The organism is Actinosynnema sp. CS-041913, assembly GCF_050942485.1.
GTDB lineage: Bacteria > Actinomycetota > Actinomycetes > Mycobacteriales > Pseudonocardiaceae > Actinosynnema.
This window is the reverse complement of record NZ_CP192037.1, coordinates 2,325,070-2,348,865: the sequence shown is the minus strand read 5'-3', so window position 1 is coordinate 2,348,865 and position 23,796 is coordinate 2,325,070. Positions and strand designations below refer to the sequence as shown.

Sequence of the window (23,796 nt, the reverse complement as noted above, 5' to 3'; positions counted from 1 at the left end):
ACGCTGGCCGCGCGCACCACCTCCGACACCGCCTACGGCGGGTGAGGCCGCGCGGACCCTCGTTCGCCGCGGGTGAAGCACCACCCCGGGCCCGGCTGTCACGGTGTCCCCTGACCGCGGAAACGGAGGACTGATGGCCGGAAGTGTTGCCGTGCCGGGGAACGGAGTACTCCCCCGAGGGCTCGTGGTGCTGCTCGGGTGCGCGTCGGCGGTGATCGTGGTGGCCGGGCTGCGCGCCGCCGCGTGGCTGGTCACCCCCGCGCTGCTCGCGCTGGTGGTCGTGATCGCGGTGAGTCCCGTGCGCCGGGCGCTGCGCCGGCGCGGCGTGCCGCGGTGGGCGGAGACGATCGCCGTCGTGGCCGCCGTGTACGGCGTGGTGGTCCTGTTCGGACTGACCGTCGTGGTGTCCGGGGCGAAGCTGGGCGAGTTGCTGCCCGGCTACGTCGACCGCGGCAAGGAGTTGCTCGCCCGCGGGTCGGACCTGCTGGACCAGGTGGCGGGTGAACCGGGGCAGCTACGCACGTTCGTCGAGTCGGTGGACACCTCGCGGGTCCTGTCGTCGCTGGGCACGCTGCTCGGCGACCTCGCCGGGCTCACGACGAACCTGATCTTCTTGTTGGCGCTGCTGCTCTTTCTCAGCGTGGACGGCATGGACGCCCGGCTCGTCGAGCTGTCCGCCGACCGGCCGCGCCTGGGCGCCTCGCTGCGCGGGTTCGCCCGCCGCACCCGTCGCTACCTCGTCGTCACGACGGTGTTCGGTCTCGCGATCGCGGTGGCGGACACCGTGGCGCTGTGGGCGCTGGGCGTGCCGCTGGCGGTGCTGTGGGGGCTGTTGTCCTTCGTCACCAACTACATCCCGAACATCGGGTTCCTGCTCGGGCTCGCGCCGCCGGCGGTGCTCGCGCTGCTGGAGCACGGTCCCCGTCGGGCGCTGCTGGTCTGCGCGGTCTACGTCGTCGTGAACTTCGTCGGGCAGTCCTTGGTGCAGCCCCGTTTCGCGGGCGGCGCGGTCGGGCTGTCGACCACGGCGGCGTTCGTGGCACTGGTGTTCTGGGGTTGGGTGCTGGGTCCGCTCGGGATGCTGCTGGCCGTGCCGGCGACGCTGCTCGTCGGCGCCGTGCTGGTGGACGTCGACCCCCGGGCGGGCTGGGTCGCCGCGCTGACGCGCTCCCGTTCGCCCGCGCCGGGTGAGGAAACGCCGCCGTGAAACCGCCACCGTGGTCGATGACGTGGTCCACGAGTCGAAAGGAACCGAGATGGCGCAGGAAACGCACCGCACCGCCCATGCGTGGGAGGACGAGCGGCCCAGGTCCAGCGCATGGACCGGCTGGATCGGGTTCGCGGCCATCATGATGATCGTCATCGGGTCGTTCAACGTGATCGAGGGCATGGTCGCCCTGTTCGACAACGAGTACTACGTGGTGGGGCCGGACAACGTCCTCGTGCTCGACCTCACCGGATGGGGCTGGGCTCACCTGGTCGTCGGTGTGCTGGTCGCGCTCAGCGGCGCCGGGCTGCTCACCGGGGCCGCCTGGGCACGCGTCGTCGCCGTGGTGTTCGCGTCCCTCAACGCCGTGCTGCAACTGGGTTTCGTGTCCGTGCAGCCGGTGTGGTCGACCATCGTGATCGCGCTGTGCGTGGTCGTGGTGTGGGCCGTCGTGGTGCACGGCGACGAAGTGGGTGGCCGGCGGTGACCGGGGCGGAGCGGCTCCGGCTGGACGAAGCCGAGGCGGGGATTCCGTGGCGGCGCTGGGGCCCCTACCTGGCGGACCGGCAGTGGGGCACCGTGCGCGAGGCGAGGTTCGGGGGCGACGCGTGGTCGTCGTTCACCCACGACCAGGCCCGCTACCGCGCCTACCGGTGGGGTGAGGACGGGTTGGCGGGCATCAGCGACGACCGGCAGCGGCTGTGCCTGGCGCTCGCGCTGTGGAACGGCGCGGACCCGATCCTCAAGGAACGGCTGTTCGGGCTCACCAACGCCGAGGGCAACCACGGCGAGGACGTGAAGGAGTGCTACTTCCACCTGGACGCGACGCCCACGTCGTCCTACCTCAAGATGCTCTACAAGTACCCGCAACGGGAATTCCCGTACGACGAGCTGGTCTCCGTCAACGCGTCGCGTGGCCGCGACGATCCCGAGTACGAATTGCTCGACACCGGAATCTTCGACGGCAGCCGGTACTTCGACGTCGTCGTGGAGTACGCCAAGGCCGGTCCGGAGGACGTGCTGATGCGGGTCACCGCGCACAACCGCGGGCCCGACCCGGCGCGGCTGCACGTGCTGCCGACCCTGTGGTTCCGGCACACCTGGTCGTGGGCGGGTGAGGAGGAACAGCCGGTGCTGGTCGCGGCCGGTGGCTCGGTGCGCGCCGAGGGCGCGGGGCTGGGCGCGCGGCGGCTGTCCGTCGACCCACCCGCGTCGATCCTGGTCACCGGCAACGAGACCGACGACGAGAGGGTCTTCGGCTCGCCCAACGCATCGCCGTTCGTCAAGGACGGCATCCACCGCGCGGTCGTGCACGGCGACATGTCCGCCGTCGACCCGAGCGACATCGGCACGAAGGCGGCGGCGGTGTGCGTGCTCGACATCCCGGCGGGCGGCAGCGCGACCGTGCGCGTCCGGCTCGCCGACCACACCGCCGCGGACCCGTTCGCGGACTTCGACGCCGTGTTCGCCGCCCGGCGGGCCGAGGCCGACGAGTTCTACGCGGACGTGCTGGCGGGCGACCTCGGCGACGACGAGCGCGCGGTGGCGCGGCAGGCGCTGGCCGGGATGCTGTGGTCCCAGCAGTACTACGCCTTCGACGTCGAGCGCTGGCTCACCGAACGCGGCGCCGACCCGCTCGGTCCGCCGACGTCGCCCAACCACGTCTGGCGGCACGTCGTCGCCGAGGACGTCATCTCCATGCCGGACAAGTGGGAGTACCCGTGGTTCGCCGCGTGGGACCTGGCGTTCCACGCGGTGGCGCTGGCGGTGGTCGACCCCGCGCTGGCCAAGCGGCAGCTAGACCTGTTGCTGGAGCGGCGGTTCCAGCACCCCAACGGACAGGTTCCGGCGTACGAGTGGAACTTCGGCGACGTGAACCCGCCGCTGCACGCCTGGGCGGTGCTGTTCGTGTACGAGTACGAGAAAGCCGCGCGCGGGAAGGGGGATCGGGCGTTCCTCGCTCGGGCGTTCCCCAAGCTCATGCGTGACTTCGGCTGGTGGCTCAACCGCAAGGACGTCGACGGCCGCAACGTCTTCCAGGGCGGTTTCCTGGGGCTGGACAACATCGGCGTGTTCGACCGCAGCGCGCCGCTGCCCACCGGCGGCCACCTCGACCAGGCCGACGGCACCGCGTGGATGGCCCTGTCCTGCCAGAGCCTCACCAGGATCGCGCTGGAGCTGGCGGTGGACGACCCGGCCTACGTCGAGCAGGCGCAGGCGCTGCTGGAGAACTTCGCGTGGATCGCGGCGGCGACCCGGCACGTCGGCCCGGACGGCGTGGGGCTGTGGCACGAGGAGGACGGCTTCTTCTACGACGTGCTGCGGCGGCCCGACGGCTCCGCCGCCCCGCTGAAGGTGCGGTCCGCGGTGGGTTTGGTGCCGCTGGCGGCGGCGACCGTCGTGGACGGCGCGGTGCGCGAGCGGTTCCCCGGCCTGGTGCGGGGCGCGGTCGAGTTCCTGGACCGGCACCCGGCGGTGACCGCCGCCCTGTGGCGGCACGGCGAGCAGGCGCACGGCACCGAGCCGATCCTGTTCGCCCTGTTCGACGAGGAGCGGCTGCGGCGCATCCTCGCCCGGGTGCTGGACGAGGACGAGTTCCTGAGCCCGTACGGCATCCGGTCGCTGTCGAAGTGGCACCGGGACCACCCGTACGTGTTCACCGTGGACGGTCAGGAGCACCGGGTGTCCTATCTGCCGGCCGAGTCGGACAGCGGCATGTTCGGCGGCAATTCCAACTGGCGGGGACCGGTGTGGTTCCCGGTCAACGTGATGCTGGTGCGCGGACTGCTGAACCTGCACCAGCACTTCGGCGACGGGTTCCGCGTCGAGTGCCCGACCGGGTCCGGACAATGGCTGTCGCTGCGCGAGGTGGCCGAGGAGATCTCCGGCCGGCTCGTGCGGCTGTTCCTGCCCGGTGACGGCGGCCGGCCCGCCCACGGCGGCCACCGGTTGCTGCGCGACGACCCGCACTGGCGGGACCTGGTGCTGTTCCACGAGTACTTCGACGGCGACACCGGCGCGGGCCTCGGGGCGAGCCACCAGACCGGGTGGACCGGCACCGTCGCATTGCTGCCACTGCTGTTCCGCGGGGCGGTGCGCCGATGATCCCGCCGACGCAACCCGTGGTGCACGAGGTGAACACCGCCGTGTGGCTCACCGACCTCACGCGCGAGCTGGACCGGCCGGTGACCCTCGGCGACGTGCCCGGCGAGGCGTGGGACGCCGTGACGCGGCCGGGAGTCGACGCCGTGTGGCTCATGGGCGTCTGGGAGCGCAGCGCCGCCGGGCTGGCGCTGGTGGACGCCGACACGCGGCGTTCGTTCCGGGAAGCGTTGCCGGACCTGCGGATCGACGACGTGATCGGCTCGCCGTACTGCGTGCGCCGCTACGAGGTGGACGACCGGTTCGGCGGGCGGTCGGGACTCGCGAAGGCCCGGACCGCCCTCGCCCGTCGGGGTGTGCTGCTGGTCCTGGACTACGTGCCCAACCACGTCGCACCGGACCACCCGTGGGTCGCCGAGCGCCCGGAGCTGTTCGTGCGCGGCGACGACCGCGACCTCGCCGACTCGCCGGAGGCGTGGCTGGCGCTCGACGGGCACATCGTGGCCCGGGGCCGCGACCCGTACTTCCCGCCGTGGCCGGACGTGGTGCAGTTGGACGCGTTCTCCCCGGACCTGCGCGACGCGACGGCACGGACGCTGGCGGACATCGCCGAACAGTGCGACGCGATCCGCTGCGACATGGCGATGCTGCCGACCAACGAGGTGTTCGCCCGAACCTGGGCCGGCCGCACCGGACCACCGCCGCGGCTCGACTTCTGGCCGGTCGTGCTCGCCGAGTTCCGCGCCCGCCACCCGGACACCCTGTTGATCGCCGAAGCGTACTGGGACATGGAATGGACGCTGCACCAACAGGGCTTCGACCTCTGCTACGACAAACGCCTCTACGACCGCATCCTCGACCTCGACCCCGCCGCCGTCCGGGACCACCTGCGCGCCGACCTCGCCTACCAGTGGCGCCTGCTGCGCTTCCTGGAGAACCACGACGAGCCGAGGGTGGCGTCGCGCCTGCCCCGCGAGGCCATCCCCGCGGCAGCCGTCACCCTGGCCACGCTGCCCGGCGCGACCCTGTGGCACGAGGGCCAGTTCGAGGCCAAGCACACGCGACCACCGGTGTTCCTGAACCGCGCTCCCGACGAACCAGCCGACCCAGCCCTCACGACCTGGCACCACCGCCTGCTGTCCACCGCACCCGACGTGCGAACCGGGACGTGGCAACTCCTGGACGTCGACGGCTGGCCCGACAACCGGACGTGCGACAACCTCCTGTCCTGGTCCTGGACCGCGCCGGGAGCACGCCACCTGGTCGTGGTCAACCTCTCCCCCACCCCGTCCCAGGGCCGCGTGGCCGTGCCGTGGACCGGCCTGGCCGACAAGTCCACAGGCTTCCGCGATCCGCTGCGAGACGAAACCTTCTACCGCGACGGCCACGAAGTGTCGACCGAGGGTCTTTACGTCGCGTTACCCCCTTGGGGCTACCACCTGTTGGCCGTCACCGACTGACCTGAACGCGTCAAAGCGACGCAGCCTGTCGGAACCGGCCCAGCTCGCCAACCCGTTGGCGCATCGCAGCAGGGCAAAAACAAGGGACTCCCCAACGACAAGAGTCCACAGTAGACAGTGGCGGACCCGCCGATTCCCGGAGGAGGCGGGAATCGGCGGGCATCGTCGCGCTACAGGACCTCGTCGGGGTGCGACGGGATCACCCGGAGGTCACCTCCAGAGCTGGTAGCTCAAGCCGTTGCAGCCGACCGTGCGGATGCCGTAGGTGCTGTTGTCCAGGCAGCGGTGGTCCCACATGCTCACCAGCTCCCAGTTGCCGTTGCCCCAGTCGTTCATGTCCCAGCGCTGCCAAGCACCGTCGTTGCAGCCGAAGGCGCGCACGCCGTACTCGCTGTTGTCCAGGCACAACTTGGTGGCGACGTTCATGAACCGGTAGGTCCCGTCGCTGTACCGCTTGTACTCCCACTCCTGGTGGGGCCCAGGGGTCCATGGGCGGGTGTGGACCCCGTTGTGGGCGTTGTGGTCGAGGTAGCCGTTGTCCCACTGGCTCTGCCAGTGCCACACCTCGGCCGCCGACGCCTGCGGGGCCGCCGTCCCCAGCACGCCCAGCACGACGGCGGCGAGCACCGCCGCGACTCGTCCGAACTTCATCCGTCCCCCTCGTGAGGTGGTGCGATTTCCGCTACCGGGGCGACCTTGCCGGCGACGCCTGGCACGGATCTGACACGGCGTGATGGATACTCGCCCGATGGGGGCGGTGCGGTTCCAGTTGCTCGGCGAGGTCCGGACGTCGACGGCGGACGGGTTCTCCCCGATCCGGCACGCGCGGGTGCGGTGCGTGCTCGCGGCGCTGTTGGTGGACGCGAACCGGGTGGTCGACGTCGACGTGCTGGCCGACCGGGTGTGGGGTGAGCGGTTGCCACAACGGCCCCGGGACGCGGTCTACAGCTACGTGTCACGGCTGCGGCAGGCGCTCGCGGGCGTGCCGGAGGCCCGGCTGGGCAAGCGGTCCGGCGGGTACGTGCTCGACGTCGACCCGCAGGCGGTGGACCTGCACCGGTTCCGGGCGCTGGTGGCGTGCGGCGGTGACGACCGGGACCGCGCGGCATCGCTCGGGTCGGCGTTGGACCTCGTGGTCGGCACGCCGTTGACCGGGGTCGACTCGCCGTGGGCCACGTCGCTGCGCGAGGCGGTGGAGCGAGAGGTGTTCGCGGCGCGCCTGGACGGGCACGAGGTCGGGTTGCGGCTGGGCCGGCACGTACAAGCGGTGACGCCCCTGACCGCGCTGGCCGCCGAACACCCGTTGGACGAGCGGGTCGCCCGGCTGGTGCTGATCGCGCTGGCGGGTAGCGGGCTGCACGCCGAGGCGTTGGCGCACTACGAGGCGCTGCGGCGGCGGCTCGCCGACGAGTTGGGCGTCGACCCGAGCCCCGAACTGCGGGAGATCCACCGGCGCATGCTCGCCGACGACCGCGCACCGGCCTCGGCGCACCCGGTGCCCCGACAACTGCCCGCCGCGCCACGCTGGTTCACCGGCCGCCTGGACGAGCTGGCCGCGCTGGACGAACTGCTCGGCCACCCGGGAACGGCCGTGGTCTCGGGCAGCGGCGGCATCGGCAAGAGCACGCTCGCGCTGCGCTGGGCGCACCGGCACGCCGACCGCTTCCCCGGCGGCCTGCTGTTCGTCAACCTGCGCGGCTTCGACCCGTCGGGCAGCCCGGTGCCGGCCTCGTCCGCGCTGCTCGGCTTCCTCGACGCGCTGGGTGTCGAGCGCGACGCCGTGCCGGCCGACCTCGACGGCCGGACCGCGTTGTTCCGCAGCCTCACCGCCGACCGCCGGGTGCTCGTCGTGCTCGACAACGCCGCCGACACCGAGCAGGTGACGCCGCTGCTGCCCGGTACCGGGTGCGTCGCGCTGGTCACCAGCCGGCACCGGCTGCCCGCGCTGGTCACCGCGCACGGGGCGCTCCCGGTGCGGCTCGACGCGCTACCCGCGGCCGACGCCCGCGCGCTGCTGGCCGAGCGGATCGGGGCCGCGCGCGTCTCCGCCGAACCCGCCGCCGCCGACGACCTGGTCGGGCACTGCGCGGGCCTGCCGCTCGCGTTGAGCGTCGTGGCCGGTCGGGCCCAGGCGCACCCGACGTTCCCGTTGGCCGCGTTCGCCGCCCAGCTACACGACGTGACCACCAGGCTCAACGAGCTGGACGACGACTCGGCGGCCGGCGTGCGGACGGTGCTGTCGTGGTCCACCGAGGCGCTGGACGACGAGCACGCACGGATGTTCGCCCTGCTCGGCACCACGCCCGGACCCGACTGCACCGCAGTGTCCGCGGCCTGCCTGGCCGACCTGCCGCCGGCGCGGGCCACCGCCGTGCTGCGCGCGCTGGAGCGGATGTCGCTGGTGCAGGAGCACCGGGCGGGCCGCTACCGCATGTACGACCTGGTCCGCCTGTACGCCGCCGAACAGGACATCCCGCAGCGGGACCGGGACGCCGCCGTGCGCAGGGTGGTGGACCTGCACACGCACACCGCCGCGTCGGCCACCGCAGTGGTCTGGCCGTTCCGCCGGGCAAGCCCGCTCGGCCCCGTGCCGCCGGGCCGCCACACCCACGTGCCCAGGGACCTCGACGCCGCACTGACCTGGTTCACCGAAGAGCGGGCGGTGCTGGCCGCGACCGTCCGGGCGGCAGCGGAACTCGGGCTGCACAACCAGGTGTGGCAGCTCGCCCGGCACCTGACACCCCTCTACGACCGGGCCGGTTTTCTCCAGGACGTGGTCGACGCGTGGCAACTGGCGATCCCGGCCTCCCGGGCGCTGGGCCGGGACGACCTGCTGGCCGACGCGCTGCTGGCGCTGGGCTACGCCAACGGCCAACTCGGCAAGCTGGACGACGGGCTGGACCACCTGAACCGGGCCCTGGCGCTGGCGCGGCAGACCGGCGACGAGATGGTCGAGGCCATCGCCGAGAACTCCCTGTCGATCCTGGTCGGGTGGACGGGCGACTTCGCCGGCGCGATGCGGCACGCGAAACGCTCGCACGAACTGCTGCGCCGCCAGGGCAACGACGTGTTCGAGGCGCAATCGCTCAGCCAGGTCGGCTGGCTGGCCGCTCGCCTGGGCGACCACGAGACCGCACTCGACGCGTGCCGCACCGCCGTGGAGGTGTTCCGGGCACACGGAGACCGGGACAGCCAGGCCATCGCCACCAGCGCGCTCGGGTACGTCGCCCGAGCGACCGGTCGCCTCGACGACGCGCGGGCCCTCTACCAGGAGGCGTGCGACCTGCTCCGCGACGTGGGCAACGTGCGCCGGGAGGCGCAGGTCGTCGAGATGCTCGCCGAAGTGCTGGTGGAGATCGGCGACCACGCCGCGGCACACGCCGCGTGGGAACGAGCCCGCAGCCTGTTCCGGGCCCAACACCGCGTGGCGGACGTGGAACGCGTCGAAGCGCGCCTGGGAGGGCTCGACACCGACCAGCACTGAACCGAGGGATTCCGCGGGGTCGAATCGTCCTCGGCGGCCCCCGTACTCGGCGTCACCCTCGTGCGTCCGTCCCCGCTCGTCGTGCAACCTACTGATTGCGCGACGAGCGGGGACGTGCAACACTTCGGTTGCACTCGACGCTGGCACCGAAGGAGTTCCTCATGCTCGAAGACCGGATCGAACGCGACACCCTGATCGACGCCTCGGTCGAGCGCGTCTGGTCGCTGGTGTCCGCACCCGGCTTCTGGGTGGCCGACCCGGAGAGCATCAAGGGCACCACCGCCGTCGAGGGCGAGTCGACGGTGGCCAGGAACGCGGAGCACGGCGACTTCCCGGTGCGCGTGGTGAAGGTCGAGCCCCAGTCGTACATCGCGTACCGCTGGGCGCCCGCCACCCCCGGCCAGGAGTTGACCGAGGGCAACAGCACCCTCGTGGAGTTCACGCTGTCCGCCGAGGGTGACAAGACCCGCCTCACCGTGGTCGAGAGCGGCTTCGCCGCGCTCGCCGTGTCCGAGGAAGTGCGCGCCAGGACGATCGAGGACCTCACCGCCGGATGGCCGGAGGTGCTCGACACGGCGAAGAAGCGCGTCGAAGAGTCGACTGTGTGAGGGCGACACCAGGCGACGCGTTCGAGGAGGTCGGCAGCGTTCTCGCCGCGCTCGCCGACCCGACCCGGCGCGAACTGCTCGACCACCTCGCCGCGCAGGGCGCGGTCACGGCGACGACGCTCGCCGGACAGCTCCCCGTCTCCCGACAGGCGATCGTCAAGCACCTCGCCGTCCTGGACGCCGCCGGACTCGTCGTCGGCAGCCGGGTCGGACGCGAGGTGAGGTACTCGCTGCGGCCCGACGGGCTGGACGCCACCACGCGGTGGATGAACTCGCTCGCGTCCGACTGGGACCGCCGCCTGGCGGCCATCAAGCGCGCCGCCGAGACAGCGGAACGCGATTCCGAGTAGCACCGGGTGGCGTGTGGCGACAAGCCCCCGCCCGCGACCTGTGATCACACAACGAGGAGATTCGACATGACGACGCTCAAGCCCGGCAGCATGCTGCTCGGCACGACCCGTCCCGCCGAGCTGCGGGCCTGGTACACCAAGGCGCTGGCGCCGGAGTCCACCGGCGAGGGCCCGCTCGACCTGGGCGGCTTCCTGCTGGTCATCGACGGGCGCGACGACATCGGGACGAAGAACGACGAACCGGGTCGCACGATCATCAACTTCCACGTCGACGACTTCGACGCCGTGGAGGCCCGGCTGAACGCGGCCGGCGTGGAGTGGATCTCGGTCGAGGACCGGGCAAAGGGCAAGTTCGGCACGTTCGCCGACCCCGACGGGAACTACCTCCAGATCATCGAGTGGAAAAAGGACGCCTGAGGCCGGACGTCCTCGCGTGCCCGGTCGCCGTCTCTCGCCGACCGGGCACGTCGTCGTGTGTCGTCACGGCGGTCGGCACCACGCGCAACCGGCTCACCGCTCACGGCCCTCCGGTCGACACCGCCATCGGACACCACGAGCAGGCCCGCGCGGTGTGGCCGGCTACGGTCGTTGTGCGGCCTTGACCAAGGTGGCGAGGTGGCGGGCAGCGGTGTGCAGTGGGGCCGGGTCCGCGGTGACCCGGCTGAGCAGTTCCGCGCCTTCGAGGGTGCACAGCACAGTCGAGGCCAACTCGCCGGCGGCCGGGTCGGGAATGCCGTCGGACCGCAGGCGGGAAGCGATGATGTCCTGCCATTGCCGCAGGAGCCGTGCCGATGCCGCCCGCAGTCCTGGTGAACGCCCGACACTCTCCAAGGCGGTGACGGCGACCGGGCACCCGTCGGACCACCCGGACGCGGCGAGGTCCTCGGCGAGGTCGAGGGCGCACGCGGCGACCGCGGATTCCGGCGCGGCCTCGCGCGAGAGAGCGCCACGCAACAGGTTGGCGAACTGCCCGGCGCCATAGGCGAGCGCCTCGCCGGCCAGATCCTCCTTGCCACCGGGAAAGTGGTGGTACAGGGAACTGGAGGTGGCACCCGCCGCAACCAGGATTTCCTTGATTCCGGTCGCCTCATAGCCCTGGCGCTGCAGCAAGTCGGCGGTGACCCGCACCAGACGATCCCGAGTTCGCTCCTGGTCGCCGCGGGGCGCCTTGTCGGGGGGTGCCGGCCGTCTCACCATGACGAGGACTCTAGTGGATCGATCGTTCCATCCGCTATGTTCTGGATAGATCATTCCAGTCAGGAGGGCAGCTCGTGGCCACCATCAGCAACACTCCGTCCGCCGGCGCGACAGCCACACCCGGAGCCCGATGGCCGTTCGCGGGCCACCCGGGATTTGCGCGGATGTTCGCTCCCGGGGAGCTGACCGTGGGCCTGTTCCTGCCGGTGTGGCCCTATGCCGGTGACCTGGAAGGGATGCGTGGGCAGGGCGAGGTGGTCCGGATGGCCGACCGGGCGGGGTTCGCCGGGGTGTGGGTCCGCGACGTCCCGCTGCACGACCGGGGTTTCGGCGACGTCGGGCAGGTGTACGACCCGTGGACCTACCTGGCGTGGTTGGGCGCGCACACCGAGAACCTCGCCCTGGCAACGGGCAGCGTGGTCGTGACGCTGCGCCATCCGATCGACGTGGCCAAGCAGGCCGCCTCCCTCGACCGCCTGTCCGGCGGCCGACTCGTGCTGGGGATCGCCACCGGGGACCGGGCGTCGGAGTTCCCCGCCTACGGCATCGACCACGCCGGCCGGGGCCCGCGGTTCGCCGAGAGCGTCACCATGATCCGGCGCTTGCTCGGGGAGGACTTCCCGCGCATCGACTCCCCGTTGGGCGGCCTCGCGGGCCAGGTCGACCTGCTGCCCAAACCGCTCGCCGGCGGGATCCCCTTGCTGGTCACCGGCTCCAGCCGGCAAACCGAGGAGTGGATCGCCGAGCACGGCGACGGGCGCCTGCTCTACCCCGGAGTGACCGCGACCGCCGAGGGCCCGGCCATGCTCGGCGCCAAGATCAGCGCGTGGCGCGGGCTGGTGCCCAGCCGAGTGTTCAAACCGGTGGTCACCAACGAGTGGCTCGACCTCGCCGAGGACCCGGACCACCCGCCGACACCACTGCGCGGTGGGTTCGTTCTGCGCACCGGCCGCAACGGGCTCATCGACCTGCTCGGTCGCTGGCGCGACAACGGCGTCAACCACGCCGCACTCGGCGTCCAACACGGCCGACGGCCTGCCGCGGATACCGTCGCGGAAATCGCCGAAGAAGTGCTACCACTGTTCCCCGCCCTGCCTGCCCCCGCACCCGCGACCGCACTCTGGTAACACCTCAACCCGCCCTCACGAAGGAGCCGCGATGAGCCCCCGCATCGTCCACTTCGCGCCCGGCGCCTACCCCCGTGTCGTCGCCGGACCCGCGGGTTCCAGCACCCTGGACGTGCTGCTCCCGTTCCGCATCGACACCGACGAGCCGAACGTGCCGATCGCATCGTGGCGGCTGGAGGTCCGGGTGGACGGGCGGTCGTGGTCGCCCCGGGCCCGCGTGCGCCGCATCCGCGATGGCTTCGCGGACTGGATGCGCGGCCAGATGCAGACCCAGGGGCAGTTCCGGTTCGAGCACCTGCCCTACTACGTGGGCCTGGATGACGCGCTGCGCAGCCGGCACACGCAGTACCTGGAGGCCCGGCTGCCGGCCGTGCCGGTCGGCGCGCACGTCCGGTACGCGCTGGAGGTGACCCTCTCCCATGGCCGAGAGGCCCGATCCGCCACGTACGCCACCTTCGCGGTCGCACCGGACTTCACCCGTGACGACATCCGCCGCATCTTCATCCCGCATCCGGGCGCGGCGCTCGACGCGTGGGTCCTCTACCACCGGCGCACCCCCGACCGGGAAGAGATCCGCGTCGACGTGGTCGACCTGTTCGCGCATCGGTCGGATCGGCCCGATCTCGCGATGCAGATCGGCGACCGGGTGATCGACCTGCGCTCGGCGCAGCCGGACCCGCTGCCGCTTGTCGACCTCGCCGCCGACTCGGTCACCGTGGCCGTGCCGCGCACGGGGGACGACCTGCCGGCTGTGGTCCTCACCCACCACGGCAGGGACGTCGCGGTCGACCTCACCGAGCGGGCTGACGTGGGCAGCGCGCGGGTCGTGTTCGTCAACTTCGCGATCCAGGGGCTCAACGACCTGTTCGCCACCGCCGACGACGACTACACCCCGCCGCGCACCTACGCGCAGGTGACCATGCGCGACCCGGGCGCCAGCTACAGCAGCCGCCCGGGCAGCAAGGAGAGCCGCACCGGCGACGGATATGCGTTCACGATCGAGGCGCACCGGCGGTACGGCATCCCGCAGATGTGGGCAATGAACGGCGGGCTGCTCGACCTGCTCGCCCACGACTGCCCCGGCGACCTGGAGCGGATGCGTCAGGATGTCCGCGACGGCCTGCTGGTGCCGGTCGTCGCCGGGTTCGGCGCGCACCGTCTGCCGTATTACACGACCGCCACGAACCTCGACGCCATCGCGCTCGGCTCCGACGCGATGCGCGCCATCCTCGGCGAGACCCGCCCGGTCTACTACCCGGACTCGCGCATCGTGACCAACCGCCCGAACGTCGTGGACGCCCTGCGGCAGTCGGGCATGGAGTTCCTCATCGTCGACGGCGGGCAGCACGAGAACGGAGAGGAGGACACCGCCACGGTCATCCGCGACCCCAGCCCGCCGATGGGCCGCGAGACCGACGGTCGGTGGGTGAACTGGCAGTACCTGTGGCGCGACCGCGCGAGCGGGCTGAAGGTGCTCCTCATCGACCCCGAGATGAAGGACAAGCTGCTGCGCGCCGACGACCGCGAGGCCGACCTGGGCAAGGTGAGCCGGGACCTGCGGCGCAAGTTCATCGAGCTCGCCGCGCAGCCGCACCTGCGGCGCGGAAACCTGCTCGTCTACTCGGACGACGCCGACAAGGCCAGCGGCAACGGCTGGTTCGACGGCGTCTACAACGCCCGGGAACTGCAGTTCAACCAGCGCTACCAGGCTGCGCTGTCGTGGCTGGCCGTCCATCCGTGGGTGCGGGTCCTCACCACCGACGACCTCGGCGACTCCGACTGCGTCGGTGACCTCGACCTGGTGCGCGCGTCGGACCCGTACATCGAGCGGGAGTGGCGCCTGCCGGTGCCGCCGGTGCCGGGGCGGGACTTCGGGCTGGCGTTCGACACCTGGTACGCGGCCTGGGGCCGGACGCGCGCCGAGTGGCTCGACGAGACCCTTGAGGAGATCTCGACGCGGGCCGAGCGCGCGATCGCGGCCTGGCCGGCCGACTGCCGCAACCAGCTATTCGACCTCGCTCGGTTGTACTTCACGCTCAACCTGCACGAGTCGCAGTGGTCGAAGCGGGCGCGCGTGGACCGGGAGGCCGACCCGGGGGGCAGCGATCCGGAGAACTTCGTCGTGGCCGAGTCGCTGCAGCTACGCAACACCCACGTCTACCTGGCTGCGGCGGTGTGGGCCGCGTGGGCGCGGCGCGGCGCGGCCGGTGAGTTCCGCGATGGCGGCCCGGTGGTCGAGCGCGTCGCAAAGCTGGAGGACGCCGTCGACCCCGACGCGGTTCCCGCGTGGCGGCGTGTCGCCGGGCTGCACTGGGACCACGATCCGCTGCCGACTGTCGTGCTCTACAACGAGCGGGCGCTGGTGGTGCTCGACCGCAACGGCGGGCGCATCACCCACCTGTTCACCCTCGTCGACGGCCGGCCCGTCGCGGTCAGCGGGACCTGCAAGGCCTACCAGTTCCTCGACATGGACTGGCCGTCCGACAGTGGGGTCGAGTGCGACGGGATCGTGCTGCAGAACACCGTCTGGACCCCGAACCACGCCTACGTGGCCTGCGATGTCGAGCCGAGCCGTGGCACGACCGGAACCGGCCCGGCCGGCGACAAGGGGTTCGACTGGTACTACCCGGACAACTTCAACGCCTATGACGAGATCGCCGGAGCCGCGGACGAGCCTGCGGTGACCTTCGAGTACGGCGACGGCCGGCTCGTCGATGCTCCGGACACCCTGGAGGACCTGGAGGCCCGGCTCGCCGAGGACCACCGGAGGAAGCGGGCCGGCGAGCGCGGCGTGGTCCTGCACGACGTCGAGGCGTTCGGCCGCTTCCGCAAGACAGTGAAGTTGGACGGCCCGGTCGTGCACGTCTCCTACACGGGCACGAAGCCCGGCCATCGGATCGCGAACGAGTTCTGCGTGGACCTGTGGGCGGCGGCGATGCAGGGCAGGCGGCAGACCGCGACGGTGGCCGCGGACGGGCGCAGCGCCGAGGTCGTGAACGAGGCGGGTCTCGCCGTGCGCGTGGAACTCGGCGAGGGCTGCGCGTTCTCGCCCGCGGTCATGGCGCCGCAGGATCCCCCGACCGTCGAGACGCTGCGCGTGCACCGAGTGATGACGGACGACCTGGAGATCGTCGCGCCGAACGGCGACGACTTCGGCTACCGGATCGTCCTGCCTGGTTAGCCACCTGTCGCCTCAAGTGGTGGCAGTGCCGGCATGCCCCCTCGCCACGCACGCCTACGTTGACGAGTACGGCTGATGTCCGCTCGCCTCGCGGCATAGGCGGTTGCGCTTCGGGGCCTTAGCTCTGGTCGTGTGATGCCACGGCAGCGTGTCCGTAAAGCTCGGCCAGTCGGCTGCAGGCCGCTGTCCCCCGTGAGGACTACAGAAAAGTGTCCACACCAAGGGGATTCGTGGCGCCGCACTCTCCCATAAGTTTCGCCAACGACGCCGTCAGTGCGTCGCGGCACGCCGAGAAACTGGAGGGCAAGGGTGTTGAGGACAATGCAACGGTCAGCGGGCGCCGGTATTCCCCGGAGGTTCACCCGGGTGGTGATCGCGGCGGCGCTCACCGTCGCAGCGGTGGCGGCCTGTGATGCCGCCCCGGAAGGAGATGCGACGAGTGAGGACGCACCACCGGTCGCCGCCGAGGCCGCCACGCCGCACATCAACTGGGACACGTGCCCGGCGTTGGCCGAGGGCGCCAGTCGCGACCCCCGGCTCACCTGCGGAACGGTGAAGGTTCCGCTCGACTACCGGAACCCCGGTGGCGAGGAGATCGAGGTGGCCGTCTCGAAGCTGCCGGCAGCGAAGTCCCACGACCGCCGCGGTGTCCTGCTGCTGAACCCGGGCGGCCCGGCGTTGCCCGGCCTGGACACACCGGGTGTCGTGGCGCCGACCCTGCCGCCGTCGGTGTCGGCGGCCTACGACCTCATCGGCTTCGACCCGCGTGGGGTCCAGCACAGCACCCCGCAGAGCTGCGGTCTCGACGACCCGTCTCTCGCCGGCCTCTTCCCGTACCCGGCCTCGGACGGCTCGATCACCGCGAACGTCGACCACGCCCGCACGGACGCCGAACGGTGCGCGAAGAACGCCGGCAAGAAGCTCCGGTACTTCACCACCGCCAACACGGCACGCGACATGGACCGCATCCGCGCGGCGCTCGGTGAAGAGAAGATCTCCTACTGGGGCCAGTCCTACGGCACGTACCTCGGCGCCGTCTACGAGTCACTGTTCCCGGATCGCGCCGACCGGGTGGTCCTCGAAGGCAACGTCGACCCCACGAAGGTCTGGGCCAACGCGACGGACAACTGGGGCAAGGCCATGTCGGAACGCTTCCCCGACGCGGCAAGGGTCGCCGCGGCGCAGCACGCCACGCTCGGACTGGGCGGCACCGTTGAAGAGGTGACCCGGAAGTACCTCGCACTCGCCGACCGCCTCGACCGCACCCCCGCGCCCGTCCCCGGCACCCCACTGGCCCTGACGGGTTCGATGCTGCGCACCGTCACCTACAGCCTCCTGCTGCACAACGAGACCCTCCCGGTGCTTGCGCAGTTCTGGAAGGCCGCCGTCGGGCTGGCCGATGGCACGCTCACCGAGGCGGACGGCCAGGTGCTGCAACAGGTGTTCACCGCGCCGCCGCCGACCCCGGGCGTGCCGGCCGACAACCAGGCCACCATGTTCCTGGCACTGACCTGTGGTGACGCGCCGTGGTCCGACGACGTCGACGAGTACGCCCGCCGCACCGCCGAGGACCGCGCGGCCTGGCCGCTCACCGCGGGGATGCCCGCCAACATCTGGGCGTGCGCGTTCTGGCCGAAGCCGATCGAAGAGCCCGTCCGCGTGACCGACAAGGGACCGCGCAACACGCTGATCCTGCAGAACCGCAGGGACAACGCCACACCGTGGGAGGACGGCCTCGGGCTGTACGAGGTCCTCGGCGAGCGAGCGGCTTTCGTCGGCGCGGACAACGGCGGGCACTACGTCTACAACCAGGGCTCCACGTGCGTGGACGAGGCAACGGTGACGTTCCTGACCACCGGCCGGCTGCCGGACGAGAAGCTCGACTGCGCCGACGTCGCCCCGCAGTGACCGTGGTAAGGCCCGTTGTCCCCCTTGAGAGCTACCCGGGTTGTTGTTCCCAGCGGGATTCCATCACCGGCCTGGATTCCTAATCTCTGTGTCACAGAGAGATCGCCACAGAGAGGACGAGGACAATGGTTCGATCGAAGGAAATCGGGCGGCTGCGCAGGTATCGGTTCCCCGTGCTGCTGGTCGCGTTCACCGTCGTGATGCTGGTGAACGCGGTCGTCATGCAGCTCGTGTCGCCCGTTGTGCTGCTCGCCCTGCCATTGGGGATCGGCTCCGCCATCCTTGTTGTGGCCGGTTATCGCAAGCTGTCGCAGGTCGTGGAGCAGCGGGCGGAAATCCCCGAACTCGCCATGGTGCAGGTGTGGTCCCCGCTGCGGCGTGGGGCGGTGCTCGGGTCCGGGCTGTTCGTCCTGCTGATCCTGCTGATCGGGATGTTCGGCGGCTGGCAGGACATGTCGTGGGGCTCGATCTGGGGCTGCCTCGGCACTGCCGGGCTGACGGCGAGCGTCGCGGTCACCGAAGAGGTGCTGTTCCGCGGCGTGCTGTTCCGGATCATGGAGGAACGCACCGGGACCGTGATCGCGCTGATCGTGTCGTCGCTGATCTTCGGTCTGACGCACTCGATCAACGCCGACGCGACGCTTTGGGGCGTGCTGTCGATCGCCCTGACGGGCGGGTTGCTGACGACCGCCGCCTACGTCGCGACCCGTTCGCTGTGGCTGTCGATCGGCCTGCACTTCGCCTGGAACTTCACCCACGCCGGGATCTTCGGCGTCGCGTTGTCCGGCTCGGCCGAGGCGCCACACGGGCTGCTGCGGACCACGCTGTCCGGTCCTACCGTGCTGACCGGTGGCGCCTTCGGGCCCGAGGCGAGCCTGATCGCGCTGCTGGTCTGCGTTGTGCCCACCGTTGTCCTGCTGCGCCGCGCCGCCCGCACCGGTCAGATCCAGCGCCGTGTCAAAGCCGGGGCCTGACCAGTACGCTCACGCGATGCTCCTAGGGTGGCAGAGACTATCCCCGTCTACTAAGGACAGCGCGTTCGCGTTGGTTCTCTCGGCCCTGGCGTTCGTACCGACCGTGTCGACCATCGGCCCTCAGCTCGGGGACTTGCCGAAACGCCCGGTTGACGCGCTCGCGCTCGTGCTGGTCATCGCGCAAGCCGCGCCGCTGGCGATCAGACGGCGCCGGCCGGCAGGCTGCCTGGCGGTCATCGGTATCGCCTTCGCACTGCATCAGTCGTTCGGCTACCCGGACAACATCGCCGGCGTCGGGCTCTACCTGGCGCTCTTCACGGTCGGGGCGCACCAGGTCCGGTACCGCCGGGTCACCGCGGCGACAGCGACCGCGGGCTACACCGGGCTGGCGATCACGTTGCACCTGCTGGGTTCGCCCAGTCAGCTCCAAGTGTTCGTGGTTTTCTACCTGAGTCTGGTGGTGATGTGGATGGCCGGGACCGCGATGCGCCGGTGGCGGGCCGAGGAGGCGGAGACCCGTCGGCTGAGTGTCGAGGTGGCGACCGCCGGAGAGCGGGCCCGCATCGCCCGGGACCTGCACGACGTGGTGACCCACCACGTGACCGCGATGGTCGTCCAGGCGGACGCGGCGCAGTTCCTGCTCGACGGGGCGCCGGAACACGTGGAGAAAGGGCTCAACGCCATCAGCGTCACGGGCCGCCGGGCGTTGACGGAACTGCGTCACCTGCTCGGCGTGCTCGAAGCGACGGGTGACTCGGCGAGGGCCGACCGGTCGCCTGCCCTGGGCCGGGTCGGCGACCTCGTCGAGCAGGCCCGGTTGTCCGGTCAGCCGGTCGAGCTGACCAGGCGGGGCGACCAGCGTGAGCACGCCGTCGACATCGAGTTGGCGGCGTACCGGGTGGTGCAGGAGGCGCTGACCAACGCGATGAAGTACGCGGCGGGACACCCGACCCGGGTCGAGATCGACGATCACGACGACCGGATCGAGATCGAGGTGACGACGGACGGGACCTCCGCAGGCGCGCCCGCGGTCGGGTCGGGCGGGCGCGGCCTGAGTGGGCTGCGGGAGCGGGTACGGATGCTCGATGGTGAACTGGTGGCCGCGGCCCGACCCGAAGGCGGGTTCCGGGTGCACGCTCTCATCCCGTCACGGAGGCAGGCATGACCATCCGGGTTCTGGTGTGCGAGGACCAGGAACTGGTGCGCGCCGGGTACACCACGATCTTCTCGGCGCAACCGGACATGGACGTCGTCGGCGAGGCCGCGGACGGCAGGCAGGCCGTCGAGGAGACGCTGCGGCTGCGCCCCGACGTCGTGGTGATGGACATCCGCATGCCCATCCTCGACGGTATCGAGGCCACCCGCAGGCTGGCCGGGCCCGGCGTGGACAACCCGGCGAAAGTGCTGATGGTCACCACCTTCAACGTCGACGAATATGTCTACGAGGCACTCAAGGCCGGCGCCAGCGGCTTCCTGCTCAAGGACGCGCCACCGGCGGAACTGATCAAGGGCGTGCGCACGGTCGCCGCCGGGGAATCGCTGGTGGCCCCGGCCGTCACCCGCGCCCTGATCGGCCACTTCGCCGAGCGCCTGCGCCCCACCGACACCACCCACCCGGCCCGCGACCACGTCCGGCAGACCCTCGCCCGCCGGGAACTCGAAGTGCTCGGACAGCTCGCCGCCGGCCTGTCGAACGCGGAGATCGCCGAGAAGCTCTGCATCACCACGGAAACCGTGAAGACCTACGTCTCCCGAATCCTGACCAAACTCGACCTGCGCGACCGCGTGCAGGCGGTAGTCCTCGCCTACCGGATAGGACTAGTCGTCGCCGAGTGAGGCCGACCACAGCCGGCATTCACGACCCACCCGAACCACGGACACGGCCGGTCCCGGGGCCGCGGGTGGGTAGTGCTGCTGGTCCGAGGCCGCTACCCGGTTGCCACGCCGGCCAACAGCTTCGCTGTGCCCTCCGGTGACTCCACATGAAAGTGGTGGGTGCCCAGGTCCACGAGGACGAACTCGAAGCGGTCGGAGTAACGGTCGATTGCCTGCTGTGCGACGAGGTCGCGGATCGCGAACACGGTGATCCGCTGCTTGGTCCGGCGCAGCGCCGCGTCCATGTCCCAGCGGATCAGGGCTTCGATGGCACGCACGCCCGCGGGTTGCCGCACCCCGGCCATCTTGGTGAAATACACCTCCTTGAGAGCCGGGTCGGTACCTGCCGGTGACCCTCCCTCGACGAGCCCGCGCACCGCTGCGGGAAAATCATCGTGGAACAGGCGGATCGTCGCGTCCGCCCGATCGCCGCCCATCGCCGGAAACAGGCCGTAGTGCAGGGCATCGAGCGCCACCACGTGCGACACCGTGGTCGGGAGCAGTCGGCCGACTTCGACGGCCACCGCACCACCGAGCGAATGCCCGGCCACGATCGCCTTCGTCACGGACTCGACTTCCAGCACCGCGGCCACGTCGTGGGCGAATTCCTCGATCGTCCAGACGTCCCTGGTCGAGCGTGACTCGCCGTGCTCCGCGAGATCGATCGCCAGGACACGGTAGTGCGCGGGCAGGTGGTCCGTCACCGCGTCGAAGTCGCTGCGATCGCAACCCCAGCCGTGGATCAGTGCCAGGGTCGGCCCTCCGGTCGGACCGCTTGCGGTGTAACGGATCGTCGTGTGGTCTGCTCGCTGTACTTCGAGGTTCTTCCTGGTGGTCACAGTGCTTCCTTTTCACGTGTCGGCAGCACAGGGCTACGGCGCTGCGTCCGGACTTGGTTGAGGCGAAGAGCGAAGGCGGAGAAGGTGATCACCATGATCGCCAGCGCGTAGATCACGGTGGCGATCCTCAAACCCAGTGCTGTCACGGCGATTCCGCCGAGGACGGCGGGCACGCTGTTGCCCAGGTAGCTGATGATGTTCGCCAGGGCGAAGACCGAGCTGCGCTCGTGTGGCCTGGCGACCCGCGCGACGGTCCCGAACGTCGCCAGCACCGACGCGCCGAAGCCGACACCCGCGACGACCGTGCCGAGAGCGGCGAGCCAGGCGAGGTCTCCGGTCGTCCCGGCGAGCGATATCAAGGTGCCGAGCCCGAGGACGACGGACGACGGGGCCAGCAGTGAAGACGCCGGACGGGCACGCAGCAGCAGGACGGTGAGAGCTCCGGTGCCCGCCAGGAGCGTCACCACGACGCCGCCGATCAAGCGGTTGTGCAGTCCCAGCAGTTCGGCCGCGACCGATGGGCCGAGGGAGAGGTACATCCCGGCCAACGCCCAGGTGGCGATCATCGCCGGCACTACCGGGACGATGTCCGCGCGCAGGTGGGCGGGCATCGCGATGCGCGGGCGCAGCGACGCGAGGGCTCCTGGCCGTTTGAGCGACGTCTCCGGCAGGCGGGCGACGACGATGGCCGCCATCAGCATTCCGCCCACCAGCAGTGCGTAGACCAGTCGGGTCGGTGCGGGACCGAACTGCACCAGCGCACCACTGCCGAGAGCGCCGAGAGCGAGCCCGGTCAGGGGTGCCACGGCCGTGATCGCGCCGGCCCGTCCACGCGACGGTTCGAGGTCGACGAGAGTGGCGCTCAGGGTGGTCGTCGCCGCTCCGGTCGCGACGCCCTGCAACACCCGGGCGACGGACAGCACGACCACGTCCCCGGCGACCAGGAACAGCACGAGCGCGACCACCTCCAGCGCGATCGCCGCGGCGAGCACCGGTCGGCGGCCGAGGTGGTCCGACAGGGCTCCGACGACGAGCAACGAGCCCAGCAGGCCGAACACGTACAGGGCGAAGACGACCGTCAGCACCCAGGCCGTGAAGTGCCATTGCTGCTGGTAGATCACGTAAAGCGGGGATGGCGCGCTGGATGCCGCCAGGAAGAGCACGAGGACGGCGGCCACGCTGGGGAAGGCGCCCTTCCACGCCGCGCGCCGCGGTGGGGAGGAGGTGTCGAGAGTGTCAACAGGCATGCAAGCCTCGCAGTGATCGTTGCGTTAGCGCCTCCAAGCTAGCACAAACGCATCGATCGCTGCGATTAAAACGCAGTGATCGGTGCAATAATGGTCACATGCCCGCCGTGACCTCCGCCTCCCGCGCCGACAGCCGACCCGGCGGTCGCTCGGCCCGGGTCCGCGCGGCCGTCCACCAGGCCGTCAAGGACCTGCTCGCCGACGAGACCACCGAACAACTGACGATCCCGGTGATCGCCGGTCGCGCGGGCGTGCACGCCACCACGGTCTACCGCCGCTGGGGCTCCGTGGGCGACCTGCTCGCCGACGTGGCGACCAGCCGCTTCTCCGGCGACTTCGTGGTGCCGGACACCGGAAGCCTCCGCGGGGACCTGGAGCGGTACGCGACCGACCTCGCCCGGGATCTCAGCGACCCGGACACCCTGGCCCTGGTCCGTGCCACCGTCGGCGTCGGCGGGGAGCAGGGCGCCGCCGTGTGCCGCAAAGAACGCCAGGACCAGCTCGAAGCCATCCTCGAACGCGAACAGAGCCGGGGCAACGAGATCCCGCCCGTCGACCGCACCATCGACGCCCTGCTCGCGCCGCTCTACTACCGGGCCGTCTTCACCGACCAGACGCCGACACCCGAATGGGCGCGCACCCTCGTGGCCCACCTGCTGCCGGAAACACCCAGGCCGTAGCGGACGGACGAAGCCATCCTCGCTGTCGGCGAAACGCGCCCTCTGCCCGACCGTCCCACAACGAAGATCAGTCGCGGTGGTCGCCACACAACCACGCCATGCCTTCGCGCGTCTGGTGGTTTGCTGTGGTCGTACATGCGCAAGGGGGGCTTGCGGTGCGCAAGAGCATTGGGATTCTGGCGGTCGGGCTGGCAGTGGTGGCATTCGGCCTGTTCCTCCTGTTGCCCGACGTGGGCAGGACCGGCAGAGCCGAGGCCACCGTGGTCGGCTACGGGGAGCACACGCCACTGCGGTTCAGGACCGAGGACGGCGAAGAGGTGACCGGCACGGTCGTGGTCAAGGGTTCACCGGAGGTCGGGTCGAAGATGCCGGTCCGCTACGACCCGGACGAACCCTCCGACATCGCCGTGGGCCCCGACGACATCCTGGTGTCGAGCGGTTTTTTGGTCCTGGGCGCCGGGATCGTCGCGCTGGGGCTGTTCGTGGGCTGGGACACCGTCTCCGAGCGCAGGTGGCGGCGCGACCACCCGAAGTGACCGACGCCCGACGGGTTCCGA

General features: G+C 70.9%; 20 protein-coding genes. 16 read left to right on the top strand and 4 right to left on the bottom strand.

What is annotated here, in order from left to right; translation table 11 throughout:
• Window positions 1-133: 133 nt before the first annotated feature.
• From ACQPZF_RS11530 to ACQPZF_RS11515, 4 genes are read left to right on the top strand one after another with little or no spacing between them, the layout of a single operon-like run.
• Entirely contained in the window at window positions 134-1,207 is a 1,074-nt protein-coding gene (locus ACQPZF_RS11530) for an AI-2E family transporter (RefSeq protein ID WP_433271090.1), read from the top strand.
• 49 nt (window positions 1,208-1,256) lie between these two features.
• On the top strand, window positions 1,257-1,694 hold the full coding sequence (locus ACQPZF_RS11525; protein ID WP_433271088.1) for a DUF7144 family membrane protein: 438 nt from the start codon (window positions 1,257-1,259) through the stop codon (window positions 1,692-1,694).
• On the top strand, window positions 1,691-4,312 hold the full coding sequence (locus tag ACQPZF_RS11520; RefSeq protein WP_433271085.1) for an MGH1-like glycoside hydrolase domain-containing protein: 2,622 nt from the start codon (window positions 1,691-1,693) through the stop codon (window positions 4,310-4,312). The genes ACQPZF_RS11525 and ACQPZF_RS11520 overlap by 4 nt, the downstream gene beginning before the upstream one ends.
• Window positions 4,309-5,769: an alpha-amylase gene (locus ACQPZF_RS11515; protein ID WP_433271083.1), complete on the top strand. Its 1,461-nt coding sequence runs from the start codon at window positions 4,309-4,311 to the stop codon at window positions 5,767-5,769. The genes ACQPZF_RS11520 and ACQPZF_RS11515 overlap by 4 nt, the downstream gene beginning before the upstream one ends.
• Before the next feature lie 210 nt (window positions 5,770-5,979).
• Here the strand turns inward: ACQPZF_RS11515 and ACQPZF_RS11510 are convergent, their stop codons facing one another.
• Window positions 5,980-6,420 (bottom strand): RICIN domain-containing protein, encoded by a 441-nt coding sequence (locus tag ACQPZF_RS11510; protein ID WP_433271080.1) that lies wholly within the window; start codon window positions 6,418-6,420, stop codon window positions 5,980-5,982.
• Window positions 6,421-6,517: 97 nt separating this feature from the next.
• Between ACQPZF_RS11510 and ACQPZF_RS11505 the strand changes: the two genes are divergently transcribed.
• From ACQPZF_RS11505 to ACQPZF_RS11490, 4 genes are all read left to right on the top strand, one after another.
• Entirely contained in the window at window positions 6,518-9,253 is a 2,736-nt protein-coding gene (locus tag ACQPZF_RS11505) for a BTAD domain-containing putative transcriptional regulator (RefSeq protein ID WP_433271078.1), read from the top strand.
• 161 nt (window positions 9,254-9,414) lie between these two features.
• Entirely contained in the window at window positions 9,415-9,861 is a 447-nt protein-coding gene (locus tag ACQPZF_RS11500; RefSeq protein ID WP_433271076.1) for an SRPBCC domain-containing protein, read from the top strand.
• The gene (locus ACQPZF_RS11495) at window positions 9,858-10,211 is read left to right on the top strand and encodes an ArsR/SmtB family transcription factor (protein WP_433271074.1); all 354 of its coding nucleotides are present in this window, start codon (window positions 9,858-9,860) and stop codon (window positions 10,209-10,211) included. Before ACQPZF_RS11500 ends, ACQPZF_RS11495 begins: the two co-directional genes overlap by 4 nt.
• Before the next feature lie 66 nt (window positions 10,212-10,277).
• Window positions 10,278-10,628 carry a VOC family protein gene (locus ACQPZF_RS11490; RefSeq protein WP_433271072.1) on the top strand — a complete coding sequence of 117 codons (351 nt, stop codon included), beginning with the start codon at window positions 10,278-10,280 and terminating at the stop codon, window positions 10,626-10,628.
• Window positions 10,629-10,790: 162 nt separating this feature from the next.
• Here ACQPZF_RS11490 and ACQPZF_RS11485 read toward each other — a convergent pair whose 3' ends face one another.
• Complete coding sequence (locus ACQPZF_RS11485) at window positions 10,791-11,339, bottom strand: TetR/AcrR family transcriptional regulator (protein WP_433271070.1); 549 nt, start codon at window positions 11,337-11,339, stop codon at window positions 10,791-10,793.
• A 233-nt stretch (window positions 11,340-11,572) separates the two neighbouring features.
• Between ACQPZF_RS11485 and ACQPZF_RS11480 the strand changes: the two genes are divergently transcribed.
• The 6 genes from ACQPZF_RS11480 (at window position 11,573) to ACQPZF_RS11455 (ending at window position 20,434) form a co-directional block, all read left to right on the top strand.
• The gene (locus tag ACQPZF_RS11480) at window positions 11,573-12,535 is read left to right on the top strand and encodes an LLM class oxidoreductase (protein ID WP_433271069.1); all 963 of its coding nucleotides are present in this window, start codon (window positions 11,573-11,575) and stop codon (window positions 12,533-12,535) included.
• Window positions 12,536-12,566: 31 nt separating this feature from the next.
• The gene (locus ACQPZF_RS11475) at window positions 12,567-15,716 is read left to right on the top strand and encodes a hypothetical protein (RefSeq protein ID WP_433271067.1); all 3,150 of its coding nucleotides are present in this window, start codon (window positions 12,567-12,569) and stop codon (window positions 15,714-15,716) included.
• Between the two features lie 366 nt (window positions 15,717-16,082).
• Complete coding sequence (locus tag ACQPZF_RS11470) at window positions 16,083-17,624, top strand: alpha/beta hydrolase (protein WP_433271065.1); 1,542 nt, start codon at window positions 16,083-16,085, stop codon at window positions 17,622-17,624.
• A gap of 125 nt (window positions 17,625-17,749) precedes the next feature.
• Window positions 17,750-18,598 carry a lysostaphin resistance A-like protein gene (locus tag ACQPZF_RS11465; protein ID WP_433271063.1) on the top strand — a complete coding sequence of 283 codons (849 nt, stop codon included), beginning with the start codon at window positions 17,750-17,752 and terminating at the stop codon, window positions 18,596-18,598.
• 16 nt (window positions 18,599-18,614) lie between these two features.
• On the top strand, window positions 18,615-19,763 hold the full coding sequence (locus tag ACQPZF_RS11460; RefSeq protein WP_433271061.1) for a sensor histidine kinase: 1,149 nt from the start codon (window positions 18,615-18,617) through the stop codon (window positions 19,761-19,763).
• Window positions 19,760-20,434: a response regulator gene (locus ACQPZF_RS11455; RefSeq protein WP_433271058.1), complete on the top strand. Its 675-nt coding sequence runs from the start codon at window positions 19,760-19,762 to the stop codon at window positions 20,432-20,434. Before ACQPZF_RS11460 ends, ACQPZF_RS11455 begins: the two co-directional genes overlap by 4 nt.
• A gap of 92 nt (window positions 20,435-20,526) precedes the next feature.
• Here ACQPZF_RS11455 and ACQPZF_RS11450 read toward each other — a convergent pair whose 3' ends face one another.
• Window positions 20,527-21,312 (bottom strand): alpha/beta fold hydrolase, encoded by a 786-nt coding sequence (locus tag ACQPZF_RS11450; protein WP_433271056.1) that lies wholly within the window; start codon window positions 21,310-21,312, stop codon window positions 20,527-20,529.
• Window positions 21,309-22,559, bottom strand: coding sequence for an MFS transporter (locus tag ACQPZF_RS11445; protein WP_433271054.1), 1,251 nt, complete (start codon window positions 22,557-22,559; stop codon window positions 21,309-21,311). The genes ACQPZF_RS11450 and ACQPZF_RS11445 overlap by 4 nt, the downstream gene beginning before the upstream one ends.
• A gap of 98 nt (window positions 22,560-22,657) precedes the next feature.
• On the opposite strand from ACQPZF_RS11445, the gene ACQPZF_RS11440 reads away from it, so the two are divergent.
• Window positions 22,658-23,239 (top strand): TetR-like C-terminal domain-containing protein, encoded by a 582-nt coding sequence (locus ACQPZF_RS11440; RefSeq protein WP_433271051.1) that lies wholly within the window; start codon window positions 22,658-22,660, stop codon window positions 23,237-23,239.
• A gap of 155 nt (window positions 23,240-23,394) precedes the next feature.
• On the top strand, window positions 23,395-23,775 hold the full coding sequence (locus ACQPZF_RS11435; RefSeq protein ID WP_433271048.1) for a DUF3592 domain-containing protein: 381 nt from the start codon (window positions 23,395-23,397) through the stop codon (window positions 23,773-23,775).
• The last annotated feature ends 21 nt before the right edge of the window (window positions 23,776-23,796 follow it).